Below are 14,038 nucleotides of genomic sequence, written 5' to 3' on the forward strand. Positions count from 1 at the left end.
GGGGCGCCCTCACATATCCGTATCGGATCAGCCCTTCTTCAGGCAGCGATTGCCCAGAAGCTCGGCGATCTGCACCGCGTTCAGCGCCGCGCCCTTGCGCAGGTTGTCGCTGACGATCCACATGTTCAGGCCGTTTTCCACCGTCACGTCCTGGCGGATGCGGCTGACGAAGGTGGCGAAATCGCCCACGCATTCCACCGGGGTCGAGTAGCCGCCCGGCTCGCGCTTGTCGATGACCAGGATGCCCGGCGCCTCGCGCAGGATGTCGCGGGCCTCGTCCTCGTCCAGGAAATCCTCGAACTCGATGTTCACCGATTCCGAATGGCCGACGAAGACCGGCACGCGCACGCAGGTCGCCGTGACCTTGATCGCCGGATCGACGATCTTCTTGGTCTCGACCACCATCTTCCATTCTTCCTTGGTGTCGCCGCTGTCCAGGAAGACGTCGATCTGCGGGATCACGTTGAAGGCGATCTGCTTTTGGAACTTCTTCGGCTCGACTTCCTGGCCCGGAACATAGACGCCCTTGGTCTGGTTCCACAGCTCGTCCATGCCCTCTTTGCCGGCGCCCGAGACCGATTGGTAGGTCGAGACGACCACGCGCTTGATGCGGGCGCGGTCATGCAGCGGCTTCAGCGCCACCACCATCTGCGCGGTCGAGCAGTTGGGGTTCGCGATGATCATCTTGTTGCGGTAATCCTCGACCGCGTCCGGGTTCACCTCGGGCACGACCAGCGGGATCTCGGGGTCGTAGCGATAGAGCGACGAGTTGTCGATCACCACGCAGCCCTGCGAGGCGGCGATGGGCGCATAGGTCTTGGTCGCGTCCGAGCCGATGGCGAACAGCGCGATGTCGCAGCCGGTGAAGTCGAATCCCTCGATGTCCTTGCATTTCAAGGTCTTGTCGCCATAGCTGACCTCAGTGCCAATGCTCCGGCGCGAAGCCAGAGCGACAACCTCATCAGCAGGAAACTGGCGCTCGGCCAGGATGTTCAGCATTTCACGGCCCACGTTCCCCGTGGCGCCGGCGACAACGACCTTGTAGCCCATTGGGGTCTCCTTCAACAAAGGACGCCGCGATATAGGGGGTATTGCGGCAAAGGGAAAGCGAGATTTCGTCAAAACGCCCGCTGATCTGGCAGGATTTCGGCTTAATGCCGAAGAATCCGGCGATCTGCCAGAATGAGTTCCCGCACCCATTCGGATTCGCCTTTGAAATCATGGGGAACCTGCTCGGCGGTCCGCCGGCCGGAAAGCGAGAGCGAGGCGAAGAAATCGAAGCCGTAAAGCTCCAGCCGCGCCATTTGCGAGCGCGCGATCAGGTCGATCATCATCGCGCCGGTGGTGGGCGGGGCGCCCAGCCGCGCCATCAGCGCCCGGTAATCCGCCAGCGGGTGCAGGTAGAAACCGGGACTGGAGGCGGTGCGCCAGTCCAGCCGCTTGCGCTTGGGCGACATCCACAAAAGGCGCGCGGGCGCGATGCGGGCGCGGTCGGCATCCGAAAGCCGCACCGCCAGCGCCAGCCAGTCGGTGCGGCTGCCGTGGCTTTCGGCCGAGGGCATCGGCGCGCGATTGATGCGGATCACCAGGTCGGCGGCGTCGATCTGCGCGCCGTGCCGGGCCTCGGCCAGCGCGCGGGCATTGCCGACCAGCGCGACACGCTTGCCCGCCAGATCGTCCAGAAGCGCGGATTGCGGCGCCGAGAAACGTTGCAGCGCGCCCTCATCCCGCAGGGTGCGGGCGACCAGGAAGCCGAGCCGGTTCACGACAGCAGCCCGCGATAGACCTCGACCAGGGCGCGGGCCTCGGTCTCGATGGCGTGGTTCGCCGCGACATGGGCGCGGGCCGCCTGCCCCGCCGCCTGCCGCGCGGCATCGTCGTCCAGCCAGCGCGCGACGGCGGCCTGCATGGCGGGCTGGTCCTCGGGCGGGACCAGGCTGCCGGTCACGCCGTCCCGGACCAGTTCCTCGAAGGCGCCGACGCGGGTCGCCACCACGGGAACGCCGCAGGACATGGCCTCGAGCGGGGTCAGGCCGAAGCCCTCCCAGCGTTGCGGCGCGACATACAGGTCCAGCGCGCCATACCATGCCGCCATCCGGTCCACCGGCACCTCGGGCGGGAACAGGATGCGCTGGGACAGGCCCGCCCCGGCCACCTGCGCCTTCAGGTCCGCCAGATAGGCGCGGTGCTTTTCCGTGGCCCGGCCCATGACCAGCGCGGTCACGCCGGGGCGCGAGGGCAGCAGGGCCAGCATCGCCTGCACGAAATCGCCGGTGCCCTTTTGCGCCCGGATGCGGCCGTAGCAGCCGACCAGCACCTGGTCCGGCGGCAGGCCCAGGCTTGCGCGTAGCGCGGCCCTGTCGGCGGGGGGCGCGAAGCCGTCGGTGTCGATGCCGTGGTGGATCACGCGGGCCGGACGCTCCAGGTACGCCGCGCCCCTGGCCGAGGTCGCCACCAGCGCGTCCATCCGCGAGATCAGCCATTTCGTATAGCGGCTGTGCCGACGCTGCGAGGCCGAGGTGAAGAGCAGCCGATAGCGCCGCCGCAGCACATGCCGCAGCACCAGTCCCAGCGCCATCTCCGTGTTGCGCCGGGCGTGCCAGACCCGCCAGCGGTCGCGCGGCAGCAACGCGGCGCGGGCCAGCGGGATATGCGGCAGGCCGGGCGGCAGGCCGGGGCCGGTGGCGACGATGCCGATCATCCCGGCCTGCACCGGGATCAGCCGCACCACGGTCGCCGTCACGCCCGACAGGCGGCGTTTCAGGTTCGGGGCGACCACGTCGATCCGGTCGGCGGGTATCTCAGGCATCGGGGGTCTCGGGCGTCAGGAAATACAGCAGGAACCCCACCGTAAGCGGAATCAGGAAGAACAGGAACAGGGTCGAGTAAGCCTCGGCCGGGGTGCCGTGGGCGCTGGCCCAGCGATAGACCGGGCGCGAGGTGAATTGCAGCACCCCGGCCCCGCCGATCGAGAACAGGTTGAGGAAGGTGACGCCCCGCCCCACCAGGTGCGGGGGCAGGAAGGCGCGGCCATGCGCCATCAGCACGGTATAGGTCGCGCCCGACAGCCCGACCAGCGCCAGCAGCGCCACCGACAGCGCCACGCCCTCGGCCGGAAACAGCCACAGCCCGGCCATGACCGCCACGCCCGCGGCATTGGCGATCAGCGCCAGCCGCCGGATCGAGCCGACCAGCCGCGTCGCCGGCCCGACCAGGAAACTGCCGACCACCATGGCCACGCCCATGGCCAGCGTCGCCCAGCCGATCAGCTGGTCCGAGGCGCCGTGGACCTCGGCCATGTAGGGCCCGGCCCAAAGGCCGCGGATCGCGGCCGAGGCGGCATAGTTCACGGAAAACAGCGGCAGGATGAACCATAGCGGCCGCAGCCGCAGGATCTCGGCCAGCGATCCGCGCGGCGCGGTGGCGGCCAGCCGTTCCGGGTCGCGGGTAAAGGCCAGGATCGCCAGTGCCACCGCCAGCGTGACCCCGGCCAGCGCCCACAGCGTCTCGCGCCAGCCGAAGGCCTCGGTCGCCCAGACCAAGGGCGCGGCGCCCAGGATGTTGCCCATCGAGCCAAAGCCGACCACCGCGCCCGCCAGGGTGCCGAACAGCGCCGCCGGATAGTTGCGGGCAAAGATGTAATAGCTGCCCATCAGCGCCGGCGCGCAGCCGATCCCCATCAGAGCCAGCGCGACATGCAGGTGCCAGGGCGCCTGCGCCAGGGCAAAGACCGCCGCCCCGCCCGCGCCCCCCAGCGCCAGCAGCACGGCCACCGTGCGCCGCGGCCCGGCGCGGTCCAGCGCGCCGCCGATGGGGATCTGCATCAGCGCGAAGGTCAGGAACCACATCCCCGACGAGATCGCCAGATCCTCGGGCCCCGCCCCCAGCTCGGCCTGCAAGACCGGCGACAGCACGGCCAGGAAGGCGCGGTAGAACTGACTGAGCGTATAGGCCAGGATCAGGCTGATGATCCCCGCCGACAGCAATGCGCGCATGAACCGTCCCCCTCCGCTGCACCGGGCCGAGATTTGTCGATTGCCCGGCGGGACGCAATGGCCCCCGCGGGCCGGATCAGGCGGTTTTCGCGGCGCCCTCCAGCCGGGCCGGCGCCTCGCGCACCGGCAGGTGGATCAGCGCGCTGAAGGCGCCGACGCCCACGCCGACCCACCAGACCATGGTGTAGTCGCCATAGATGTCATAGAGCTTGCCGCCCAGCCACACGCCCAGGAACGAGCCGATCTGGTGGCTCAGGAACACGAAGCCGTAAAGCGTGCCCATGTAGCGCAGCCCGTAGATATAGGCGACCAGCCCCGAGGTCAGCGGCACCGTGGCCAGCCACAGCCCGCCCATCACCAGCGAAAAGACGATGACGCTGGTGGGCGTGATCGGCATCAGGATGAAGGCGGCGGCGGCGATGGTGCGCAGGGTATAGATCCCGGCCAGCAGGTATTTCTTGGTATAGCGCTTGCCCAGCCAGCCGGCAAAGATCGAGCCGGCGATATTCGCCAGCCCGATCAGCGAGATCGCGGCCGCCCCCAGCGTCGAGGTGGTGGTGATGCCGATGCTGGCCAGCGTGCCCATGGGGCTGATCGGCCCGCACATCTCGGTCACCATGGCGGGGAAATGCGCGGTGATGAAGGCCAGCTGGTAGCCGCAGGAAAAGAAGCCGGCAAAGATCATCAGATAGGACGGGTCGGTGAAGGCGCGCTTCAGCACCGAGCCCATGCTTTCTTCCAGCTCGCTGCGGCTGGCGGGCTTGCCGCTGCCCAGCATGGGCAGGAAGAACAGGCAGGCCAGCACGATCACGCCGAAGATGACGAAGACGCTCTGCCACGGGTAATGCATCAGCAGCACCTCGGCCAGGGGCGCGCCGAAGACCTGCCCGGCCGAGCCGGCGGCGGTGCCGATCCCCAGCGCCAAGCTGCGGTTCTCGTCGCTGGCGGCCCGGCCGATCACTGCCAGGATGACGCCGAAGCCGGTGCCGGCGATGCCGAAGCCGACCATGACCTCCAGCAGCTGCATGGCCAGCGGGTCGGTCGCATAGGCCGTCAGGATCAGCCCGGCGGAGTAAAGGAAGGCGCCGATGATGACCGACCAGCGGTCGCCCCAGCGCTCGGCCAGCGCGCCGAAGATCGGCTGGCCGATGCCCCAGGCCAGGTTCTGGATGGCGATGGCCATGCTGAACTCGGCCCGCGGCCAGTCGAATTCCTGCGCGATCGGGATCTGGAAGACGCCGAAGCTGGCCCGCAGGGCAAAGTTGATCAGCAGGATGATCGAGCCGCCGATCAGCACCGGCGTGAACAGCGGCGCGCGCATTGCCTTGGTCATGTTGCCCTCCCTCTCGCAGCCTGCAATTCCTGCGCCCGGCCGGGGGCCGCGTCAATGGCGTCGATTGCCTGAATCGGGCGGCGGCGCTAGCCTTGGGTTTCAACGCCATGCGGGGAACTGGATGTATCAGGTGATCGGAACCGGCAAGAGCCGCGCCATGCGCGTGCTGTGGATGCTCGAGGAACTGGGCCAGCCCTATGAACATGTCGCCGTCAACCCGCATAGCGAGGGCGTCAGGCCCTTCAACCCGGCCGGCAAGGTGCCGGTCCTGGTGGTGGACGGCGTGCCCGTCACCGATTCCACCGCGATCCTGACCTATCTGGCCGACAAGCACGGCGCGCTGACCCATCCGGCGGGCACGCTGGACCGGGCGCGCCAGGACAGCCTGACGCAATTCGTGCTGGATGAATTCGACGCCGCGCTGTGGCTGGCGGCGCGCCACAGCTTCGTGCTGCCCGAAGAGATGCGGCTGGCGGCGATCAAGAACACGCTGCGCTGGGAATTCGAGCGCAGCCAGCGCACCCTGGTGCATCGCATCGCCGAGGGGGGCTTCCTGATGGGCGACCGCATGACCGTGCCCGACATCATCCTGGCGCATTGCCTGACCTGGGCGCTGACCGCGCGCTTCCCGATCACCGAACACCGGCTGACCGACTACCTCGAGATGATGCGCGCCCGCCCGGCCTACCTGCGCGCCGCGGCCAGATAGGCGGCGGCGCCGCGCCCGGCCAGCCGCCCGGTGGCCAGGCAGCCGGTCAGCAGGTAGCCGCCGGTCGGCGCCTCCCAGTCCAGCATCTCGCCGGCGGCAAAGACGCCGGGCAGCGCCTTCAGCTCCAGCGCCGCGGTCAGGCTTTCGGCAGCGATCCCCCCGGCCGAGGAAATCGCCCGCTCGATGCCCATCGCGCCCTGGTGCCGCAGGTGCAGCGCCTTGGCGCGCATGGCCAGCCGCTCGGGCTCAAGGGGCAAGGGCCGGCCCCATTCCATCAGCAGCGCCGCGCGCAGCGGATCGCCCAGCACCCGCCGCAGCCGGTTGCCGACCGAGAGCTTCGAGGGCGCGCGCGCAAGGCGCCGCGCCAGTTCCTCGGGCGCGAGATCGGGGGCCAGGTCGACGAAAGCCTCGGCCCCGTCGCGCATCGCGGCCGCGACCTCGTAGATGCCGCCGCCCTCGATGCCTTCGGCCGTCACCACCCATTCGCCGCGGCCGACGCGATCGCCGACATGCAGCGCGACGCCCTTGGCCGCCTGGCCGAAATGCCGCGCCATCGGCGCCGACCAGGCGACGCGAAACCCCATGTTCGCCGGCCGGAACGGCGCCACCACCACGCCGCGCCCGGCAAGCCACGGCACCCAGGCCGCATCCGAGCCGAGCCGGGGCCAGCTTGCCCCACCCAGCGCCAGCACCACGACGCGGGGCCGCAGCAAGGCCACCCCGCCCGGAACCTCGAAGCACCAGTCCTGGCCCTGAAAGCCGGTCCAGCGCCAGCGCGTCCGCAAGGCGACGCCCTGCCCGGCCAGCCGCGCCAGCCAGGCCCGCAGCAATGGCGAGGCCTTCATGCCCACAGGGAACACCCGCCCGGTCGAGCCGGTGAACAGCTCCACCCCCAGCCCGCGTGCCCAGGCCATCACCGCTTCGGGCCCGATTTCTTCGTTCTGCAAATACTCCGGGGGACGCGCGCCCGACCCCGTCGAGGGGTCGGGCGCGCGGGGGGCAGAGCCCCCGTATCGCGTCACGAACATCGCCCAGGGCTCGTCCCTGGTCAGGTTCAGCCCGGATTTTCCCGCCATCAGGAACTTGCGCGCCGGGGTCGGCATGGCCTCGGCCACCATCACCCGCGCGCCCTGCCCGGCCAGCACCTCGGCCGCCATCAGCCCCGCCGGCCCGGCACCGATCACCAGCGCCTCGACCTCTGCCGCCTCGCTCACCGCCCGCCCCGCGGCATCATGCACAGCCGCAACAGCATCCGCTCCATCAGCGCCATGGCCGGCGCGCGCGAGGACGAGCGCAGCACCAGGTCGGTGTCGATCAGCTGGTGGATCGCATCCTCCAGCGCCCGCATGCCCCAGTCCTGCGCCTGACGAATCATCCGGTCGCGGCGCGGGCCGAAGACCGGCGGCCGCAGCCGGGCCAGCCCCGCCCCCGGCCCGCCGGGGTCCGAGGCCGCCGCGTGCAGCGCCCGGAAATGCCGCAACGCCGCGATGCACAGCGTCACCGGCAGGGTTCCCTGTCCCTCGATCCGCCGCATCAGCGCGCCGAATTCGCGGGCGCGGCCCTCGGCCACGCAGTCGATCAGCTCGTCCACCTCGGCCTCGATGGTCGCGGGCGCCAGCGCGGCGATCTCGGCCGGCGTCAGCGGCTCGGCATCGCCATGCTTGTAAAGCCCGATCTTCTCCACCGTCTGCCGGAAATCGCCGGGATCGAGCGCCCGCGACAGCGCCATCAGGTCGCGCATGGCGTCGCGCGGCACCTCGCGCAGGCCGGCATCCTTCAGCCAGCGCCCGACCTCGTCCTCGCCGGGCGGGTCGTCATAGATCGGCGCGGCCACGGCGGCGGGATGCGGCTCGAACAGCTTGCGCAGCGCCGAGGACTTGCTCAATCCGCCCGCCGCGACCACGATCACCGCGTCGCCCGGCTTCCATTCCGCGATGGCCGAGGCGATGGCCGGCGCCGCCGCATCCGGCGCGTCGTCGACCAGCACCACGCGCTGGCCGGGAAAGAACCCCACCGCCTTGACCGCGTCCAACAGCGCCGCCGGATCCTTGCGCAGGTCGGCGCCGGGAATGCGGGTCAGGCGCATCTCTTCCTCGGCCCCCGCCCCGACCAGGGCCTTGACCGCCTCGGCCCGCTTCAGCGCCACGCGCATCGCGTCCTGGCCATGGATCAACAGCGCCGGACGCGTCGGATCGGGCCGCGCCAGGTAGCGTCCGATCTCGGCGCCCTTCAGGATCATGGCACGGCGTCGGGCTGGATGGCCAGCAGCCGCGTCACCACCTGGTCGGCCAGCATCCGCGCCAGCCGCTCATGCGCGTCCTGTTCGGCGGCCATGGTGGCGATGGTGGTGCCGGTGGTGGAATAGGAGGTAAAGCTGCTGACCTGCCCGCGCGTCACCTCGCGGCCGGTGCCGGCCTCGGTCAGGGTGAAATCGGCGGTGCCGTTCAGCGCATAGCGCGTCGTCACCTCGTCGGGGGTGATCGCCTGCGGCACCACGGCGATGCGCAGCCGGTAGTCGAGTAGGAAGCGCGCCTGCGCATCGGGCCCCAGCCGCTCGGCGATGCGGCCGGCAAAGGCGAAGTCGTCGGGCGTGCGCGGATCGGCGGTGCGAACCTGGCCGAACAGCTTGCCCCCCGTCCCCCCCGGCCCGTAGACCGGGGAAAAGCCGCAGCCGGCCAGGGCCAGCGCGCCCAGGATCACCGCCCGCCTAGACCACGACATTGACGATCCGCCCCGGCACCACGATTAGCTTCTTCGGCGCCTGACCTTCCATGAAGCGCTGCACGGTCTCGTCGGCCAGCACGATGGCCTCGATCTGGTCCTTGGGCATGTCCTTGGGCACCTCGATCTCGGCCCGGCGCTTGCCGTTGATCTGGATCGGCAGCACCACGCTGTCGGAAACCAGCATCGCCGGGTCCGCCTTGGGCCAGGCGGCATCGACCACCATGCCCTGCCCGCCGGCCTTGGCCCAGACCTCCTCGGCCAGGTGCGGCACCATCGGCGCCATCAGCTGCGCCAGGATGCGCAGCGCCTCGCGCCGGCTTTCGCCGCCCGCGGCCGACTTGGCCGTCGCGTTCGCCAGCTCATAGATCTTGGCCACGGCCTTGTTGAAGGCAAAGCCCTCGATGGCGCGCGTCACCTCGTCGATGGCGCGATGCGCGGCGCGGGTCAGCTCGGGATCGGCCCCGCCCTCGGGGATCTCGTCGGCCAGCCGCCAGACCCGGGCGAGGAAGCGGTTCGCGGCCTCGGCCCCGGCGGCGGTCCATTCCACGTCGCGCTCGGGCGGGCTGTCGGACAGCATGAACCAGCGCGCGGTATCGGCGCCGAAGCTTTCGACGATGTTCACCGGATCGACGACGTTCTTCTTGGACTTCGACATCTTGGCCGAGGGGATGATTTCGACAACGCCTCGATCTTGATTCCAGGCAGCAAGCACGTCGTTTTCAGCATAGTTCGCAGGTAAAGCGCTTCTAGTTATCCCCACCTTCGATCCCGTTGGAAGAGTAACCAGCACCACGTCCTCGGGCAGGTGATAGACCGGGCGCCCGCGCTCGTCGCGGGTCATGTAGATCTCATGCGTGACCATGCCCTGGGTGAACAGCGCGTCGAAGGGCTCCTTTGCGCCTTCCGGCAGGTGGCCGGTCCGGACCATGGCGCGGGCGAAGAAGCGGGAATAGAGCAGGTGCAGGATCGCGTGTTCGATGCCGCCGATATACTGGTCCACGTTCATCCAGTAGTCGGTCTCGGCCCGGTCGGTCGGCGTGGCCGCGTGTGGCGCGGTGAAGCGGGCGTAATACCAGGACGAATCGACGAAGGTGTCCATGGTATCCGTCTCGCGCCGGGCCGGGCCGCCGCATTTCGGGCAGGTGGTCGCGGCCCAGGTCGGGTGCCGGTTCAGCGGGTTTCCGGGCACGTCGAAGCTGACGTCCTGCGGCAGCAGCACCGGCAGGTTCGCCTTGGCCTCGGGCACGGTGCCGCAGGCGTCGCAATGCACCACCGGGATCGGGCAGCCCCAATAGCGCTGGCGCGAGATGCCCCAGTCGCGCAGGCGGAACTTGGTCACGCCCTCGCCATAGCCGGCGGCCTCGGCGTGCAGGATGGCGGCATCGACCGCGGCCTCGCCGGTCTGGTCGGCCTCGCCGGCGAAGCCGCGCACATAGGTCACGGTCTCGGATTTCAGCGGCACATAGGGCGCCTTGGCCACCAGCGCGTCGGCGGCGGCCAGGTCCATGCCGCGCTCGCCGAAGGTGGCGCGGATCGGCAGGCCGTATTTGGTGGCGAATTCATGGTCGCGCTCGTCATGCGCGGGGCTGCCGAAGATGGCGCCGGTGCCGTAGTCCATCAGCACGAAATTGGCGATCCAGATCGGCAGCTGCCAATCCGGGTCCAGCGGGTGGCACACGGTCAGCCCGGTGTCGAAGCCCATCTTGGGCGCGGTCTCGATGGCTTCCTCGGTGGTGCCGATGCGGCGGCATTCCTCGACGAAAGCCGCGACCTTCGGGTCCGATGCGGCCAGCGACTTGACCAGCGGATGATCCGGCGACAGCGCCACGAAGCTGGCGCCCATCAGCGTGTCGGGCCGGGTGGTGTAGACCTCGATCTGCGGGAAATCCGGCAGATCGACGGTATCAAAGCGGAATTGCAGCCCGCGCGACTTGCCGATCCAGTTGGCCTGCATCAGCCGCACCTTTTCCGGCCAGCCCTCCAGCCCGTCCAGCGCCGACAAGAGCTCGTCCGAGTAATCCGAGATCTTGAAGAACCACTGCGTCAGCTCCTTGCGCTCGACCGTGGCGCCGGATCGCCAGCCCTTGCCGTCGATCACCTGCTCGTTGGCCAGCACCGTCATGTCGACCGGATCCCAGTTCACCTGCGCCGACTTGCGGGTGATGAGTCCGGCCTCCAGCATGTCCAGGAACAGCGCCTGCTGCTGGGCGACATAGGCGTCGTCGCAGGTGGCGAATTCGCGGCTCCAGTCGATGGACAGGCCCAGCGGCTTCAGCTGGCCGCGCATGGTGGCGATATTGCCATAGGTCCAGTCGCGCGGATGGCCGCCCTGCTCCATCGCCGCGTTCTCGGCCGGCATGCCGAAGGCGTCCCAGCCCATCGGGTGCAGCACGGAAAAGCCCTGCGCGCGCTTGAAGCGGGCCACGACGTCGCCCATCGTGTAGTTGCGCACATGGCCCATGTGGATGCGCCCCGAGGGATAGGGGAACATCTCCAGCACGTAATACTTGGGCCGCTCGTCCCGCATGGCGCGGAACGTATCGGCCTGCTCCCACGCCTCTTGCCAGCGCGGTTCGCTGATTGCGGGATCATAGGGCATGGAAACCTCCGGGCGACAGATTGCCCGCAGGGTATTAGCCGCTTGCCCGATGCAGGTCCAGCGGGCTCGGCGGGATCAGAGGTTGCGGTCCTGCACCCGCAGCTGCCGGGCCCGCGTCAGGATCGCATCCTCGACCGCGCGCACGGTATCGGGCGCCACGGCAGCCCCGCCCGCCCCCTGCAACGAGACCTTGAGCGCGCGGGCATCCAGCGCCGGGTCGCTGACCTTGATCGTGGCGCGATAGGACCGCCCGCCGCCCGGCGGGGTGCCGTAGCCGGTGACGATGACGCCGGTGAAGGGGTCGATCGACTGGATCGGCAGGAAGTTCAGCACGTCCAGGCTGGCGTTCCACAGGTATTTGTTGACCGCCACCGTGTCGTTGGGGTTGCGCCGGTCCGAGAACACGTCCCAGATCGTCTCGCGCCGCTCGACGGTCTGCGGCTGGGCCTGGCGATTCCCGCCGCCCGGCATCGAGGTCGCCGATCCGGCCGAGCCTGCCGAACCCAAGCCCGAGCCGCCCCCCGAACAGGCGGCAAGCCCCGCCAGGATCAGCAGGGCGGCGGTCAGCCGTGCGGCGCGTCTGGTCATCTGATGTCCCCCGGATCGTCCTTGCCGCGAGCCATAGCGCAATTCCGCCCCTTGCGACAAGAGAGGCTGCGCCCCTGGCCCGCGATCCCCCGTCCCGGAGGGGATATGGCTCGCGCGCGTAAGGGCGTTCGCGGCGGGGCGGGGGGCGTTGCAACGGGGTGTGGCCCATGTGCATCACAGCAGGTCGGAATCGGGCTAAGCCGATGCGATTCCGTTGCAATGCAGGGGGGAAAGCGCGACACAACTGGCATACCCCAAACCGGCATACCGGGTGGGGCATACGAGAGAGACAAGAGGGAAACATCATGAAAAAGGCTCTTATCGCCTCCACCGCGCTGCTCCTGACCGCGGGCGTGGCCGCCGCCGACGTCACGATCTCGGGCTACGGCCGGACCGGTGTGATCTACTACGAAAACACTGCTGCTCAAGACGCCGCCGGCGTGAACGAAGCGCGCATCGTCAGCCGTCTGCGGATGAACATCGACGCCTCGACCTCGACCGATTCGGGCGTCGACTTCGGTGCCCGCTTCCGCCTTCAGTGGGACCAGGGCGATGCCGGCACCGGCTCGAACCCCGGCAAACTGTGGGTCAGCGCCCAGGGCTTCACCGTTGAGGTCGGCAACGTCGACACCGCCCTCGACTCGAACGGCCTGATCTACGCGACCGAACTCGGCTCCTATGACCGTTCGGTCGGCTTCAGCAGCGTGACCGGCAACTTCTTCGCCTATTCGGCGAAGAGCTATGGCACCGACCAAGCCGATCGCGTGGGCATCCGCGCCCTCTACACCCTGGCCGACGTGGAGCTGCAAGCGTCCTATGTCGATCCCGACCAGTCGGGCGTGAATGAAGCGAACCACGAAGAAGAGTTCTCGCTGTCGGCCGACTACACCTGGAACGACCGTCTGGAACTGTCGGCCGCTGCCGCGTTCAACGGCGAAGGCATCGACGGCAACGACATCTTCTTCCTCGGCGCCCGTTATGCCGTCATGGAAAACGCCCGCATCGGCCTGAACTATGTCAACGCCGAGGACTCGGCGGTGAACGCGGGTCCGGTGTCGGCCACCAACAACTATGGTCAGACCTTCGCCCTCTATGGCGACTACACCCTGGTTGACGGCCGCACCAACATCGAAGCCTACATCGCCAACAACGACGGCGACTGGGCTGCGAAAGAAACCGACAACGCGTTCGGTATCGGCGTGAACTACGACCTGGGCGGTGCCCGTCTGGGTGCGTCGCTCCAGCGCGACTACGAAGAGCGCGTGACCGCCGACATGGGCGTGCGCTTCGAGTTCTGATCCTACGGGATACGGAAAACAGGAAGAGCGGGCCTTGCGCCCGCTCTTTTCTTTTGGAAATCATGCCGCCATGGAACTGGATGACATCAGGCGCCGCATTGCCGCGGCCGAGAAAGCCGCCGGACGCGCGCCTGGCGCGGTCACGCTGATCGCCGTCAGCAAGGTGCAGCCCCCCGACCGGGTCGAGGCGGTGCTGGCGGCCGGCCATCGCGTCTTCGGCGAAAACTACGTGCAGGAGGCGGCGGGGAAATGGCCCCGCTGGCGCGAGCGTTTCCCCGGCATCGAACTGCACATGATCGGCCCCCTGCAGACCAACAAGCTGAAACCCGCGCTGGAGCTTTTCGACGCCATCCACACGCTCGACCGCCCCTCGCTGGCCGAAAAACTGGCGCGGCAGGTGCAGGCGCGCGGGGCCTGCCCGCAGCTTTTCGTGCAGGTGAACACCGGCGCCGAGCCGCAAAAGGCCGGCGTCCTGCCGGACGAGGCCGACGCCTTCATCGCCCGATGCCGCGCGCTGGACCTGGCGATCACCGGGCTGATGTGCATCCCGCCCGAGGATCTGGACCCGGTGCCGCATTTCCGCGCCCTGCGTGATATTGCCGCACAGAACGGGTTGGCGGGGCTGTCGATGGGGATGAGCGCCGATTTCGAAACCGCCATCGCCGAGGGCGCGACCCATGTCCGCATCGGAAGCGCCATCTTTGGCGCGCGCGACTACGGCTGACCGCGGGGCTCCCCGGCCCGTTAAGCCTTTATTAGCAATAAGGATGCGGGGCGGGCGGCGACGGGATA

Annotated in this window: 13 protein-coding genes; 3 read left to right on the plus strand and 10 right to left on the minus strand. The window is 68.9% G+C overall.

The features are described 5' to 3' along the window. Window positions 1–27: 27 nt before the first annotated feature. The 5 genes from IT40_RS19345 to IT40_RS19365 all read right to left on the minus strand — a co-directional run bounded on the left by IT40_RS19345 (window position 28) and on the right by IT40_RS19365 (window position 5,328). The gene (locus IT40_RS19345) at window positions 28–1,050 is read right to left on the minus strand and encodes an aspartate-semialdehyde dehydrogenase (protein ID WP_036758613.1); all 1,023 of its coding nucleotides are present in this window, start codon (window positions 1,048–1,050) and stop codon (window positions 28–30) included. Window positions 1,051–1,151: 101 nt separating this feature from the next. Then, window positions 1,152–1,766: a glycosyltransferase family 29 protein gene (locus tag IT40_RS19350; RefSeq protein ID WP_036758615.1), complete on the minus strand. Its 615-nt coding sequence runs from the start codon at window positions 1,764–1,766 to the stop codon at window positions 1,152–1,154. Further along, entirely contained in the window at window positions 1,763–2,809 is a 1,047-nt protein-coding gene (locus IT40_RS19355; protein ID WP_036758617.1) for a glycosyltransferase family 4 protein, read from the minus strand. The genes IT40_RS19350 and IT40_RS19355 overlap by 4 nt, the downstream gene beginning before the upstream one ends. Next, on the minus strand, window positions 2,802–3,995 hold the full coding sequence (locus IT40_RS19360; protein WP_036758620.1) for an MFS transporter: 1,194 nt from the start codon (window positions 3,993–3,995) through the stop codon (window positions 2,802–2,804). The genes IT40_RS19355 and IT40_RS19360 overlap by 8 nt, the downstream gene beginning before the upstream one ends. 76 nt (window positions 3,996–4,071) lie before the next feature. After that, window positions 4,072–5,328 (minus strand): MFS transporter, encoded by a 1,257-nt coding sequence (locus IT40_RS19365; protein WP_036758622.1) that lies wholly within the window; start codon window positions 5,326–5,328, stop codon window positions 4,072–4,074. Window positions 5,329–5,449: 121 nt separating this feature from the next. Here IT40_RS19365 and IT40_RS19370 point away from each other — a divergent pair, with 121 nt between their 5' ends. After that, window positions 5,450–6,037 carry a glutathione S-transferase family protein gene (locus tag IT40_RS19370; protein WP_036758630.1) on the plus strand — a complete coding sequence of 196 codons (588 nt, stop codon included), beginning with the start codon at window positions 5,450–5,452 and terminating at the stop codon, window positions 6,035–6,037. Here IT40_RS19370 and IT40_RS19375 read toward each other — a convergent pair. From IT40_RS19375 to IT40_RS19395, 5 genes are all read right to left on the minus strand, one after another. Further along, entirely contained in the window at window positions 6,013–7,251 is a 1,239-nt protein-coding gene (locus IT40_RS19375) for a TIGR03862 family flavoprotein (RefSeq protein ID WP_036758710.1), read from the minus strand. The two genes, IT40_RS19370 and IT40_RS19375, sit on opposite strands and share 25 nt — an antisense overlap. Beyond that, window positions 7,248–8,276, minus strand: a complete 1,029-nt coding sequence (holA, locus tag IT40_RS19380; RefSeq protein WP_036758634.1) for a DNA polymerase III subunit delta — start codon at window positions 8,274–8,276, stop codon at window positions 7,248–7,250. Before holA ends, IT40_RS19375 begins: the two co-directional genes overlap by 4 nt. Continuing rightward, window positions 8,273–8,758, minus strand: coding sequence for an LPS assembly lipoprotein LptE (gene lptE, locus IT40_RS19385; protein WP_036758638.1), 486 nt, complete (start codon window positions 8,756–8,758; stop codon window positions 8,273–8,275). The genes holA and lptE overlap by 4 nt, the downstream gene beginning before the upstream one ends. Continuing rightward, entirely contained in the window at window positions 8,745–11,360 is a 2,616-nt protein-coding gene (gene leuS, locus IT40_RS19390; protein WP_036758640.1) for a leucine--tRNA ligase, read from the minus strand. The genes lptE and leuS overlap by 14 nt, the downstream gene beginning before the upstream one ends. Window positions 11,361–11,435: 75 nt before the next feature. Further along, window positions 11,436–11,948, minus strand: coding sequence for a DUF3576 domain-containing protein (locus tag IT40_RS19395; RefSeq protein ID WP_052096154.1), 513 nt, complete (start codon window positions 11,946–11,948; stop codon window positions 11,436–11,438). Between the two features lie 305 nt (window positions 11,949–12,253). On the opposite strand from IT40_RS19395, the gene IT40_RS19400 reads away from it, so the two are divergent. Both IT40_RS19400 and IT40_RS19405 read left to right on the plus strand, forming a co-directional pair. After that, the gene (locus IT40_RS19400; protein WP_036758648.1) at window positions 12,254–13,246 is read left to right on the plus strand and encodes a porin; all 993 of its coding nucleotides are present in this window, start codon (window positions 12,254–12,256) and stop codon (window positions 13,244–13,246) included. A 70-nt stretch (window positions 13,247–13,316) separates the two neighbouring features. Beyond that, window positions 13,317–13,970, plus strand: coding sequence for a YggS family pyridoxal phosphate-dependent enzyme (locus tag IT40_RS19405; RefSeq protein WP_036758650.1), 654 nt, complete (start codon window positions 13,317–13,319; stop codon window positions 13,968–13,970). Window positions 13,971–14,038: the final 68 nt, after the last annotated feature.

This window comes from Paracoccus versutus (assembly GCF_000763885.1).
Lineage (GTDB): Bacteria > Pseudomonadota > Alphaproteobacteria > Rhodobacterales > Rhodobacteraceae > Paracoccus > Paracoccus versutus.

Excerpts from the sequence above, each read along its gene's own strand:
- IT40_RS19345 (WP_036758613.1), bottom strand. The coding sequence starts at position 1,050 with ATGGGCTACAAGGTCGTTGTCGCCGGCGCCACGGGGAACGTGGGCCGT.
- IT40_RS19355 (WP_036758617.1), bottom strand. The coding sequence starts at position 2,809 with ATGCCTGAGATACCCGCCGACCGGATCGACGTGGTCGCCCCGAACCTG.
- IT40_RS19360 (WP_036758620.1), bottom strand. The coding sequence starts at position 3,995 with ATGCGCGCATTGCTGTCGGCGGGGATCATCAGCCTGATCCTGGCCTAT.
- IT40_RS19365 (WP_036758622.1), bottom strand. The coding sequence starts at position 5,328 with ATGACCAAGGCAATGCGCGCGCCGCTGTTCACGCCGGTGCTGATCGGC.
- IT40_RS19370 (WP_036758630.1), top strand. The coding sequence starts at position 5,450 with ATGTATCAGGTGATCGGAACCGGCAAGAGCCGCGCCATGCGCGTGCTG.
- holA (WP_036758634.1), bottom strand. The coding sequence starts at position 8,276 with ATGATCCTGAAGGGCGCCGAGATCGGACGCTACCTGGCGCGGCCCGAT.
- lptE (WP_036758638.1), bottom strand. The coding sequence starts at position 8,758 with ATGTCGTGGTCTAGGCGGGCGGTGATCCTGGGCGCGCTGGCCCTGGCC.
- leuS (WP_036758640.1), bottom strand. The coding sequence starts at position 11,360 with ATGCCCTATGATCCCGCAATCAGCGAACCGCGCTGGCAAGAGGCGTGG.
- IT40_RS19395 (WP_052096154.1), bottom strand. The coding sequence starts at position 11,948 with ATGACCAGACGCGCCGCACGGCTGACCGCCGCCCTGCTGATCCTGGCG.
- IT40_RS19400 (WP_036758648.1), top strand. The coding sequence starts at position 12,254 with ATGAAAAAGGCTCTTATCGCCTCCACCGCGCTGCTCCTGACCGCGGGC.
- IT40_RS19405 (WP_036758650.1), top strand. The coding sequence starts at position 13,317 with ATGGAACTGGATGACATCAGGCGCCGCATTGCCGCGGCCGAGAAAGCC.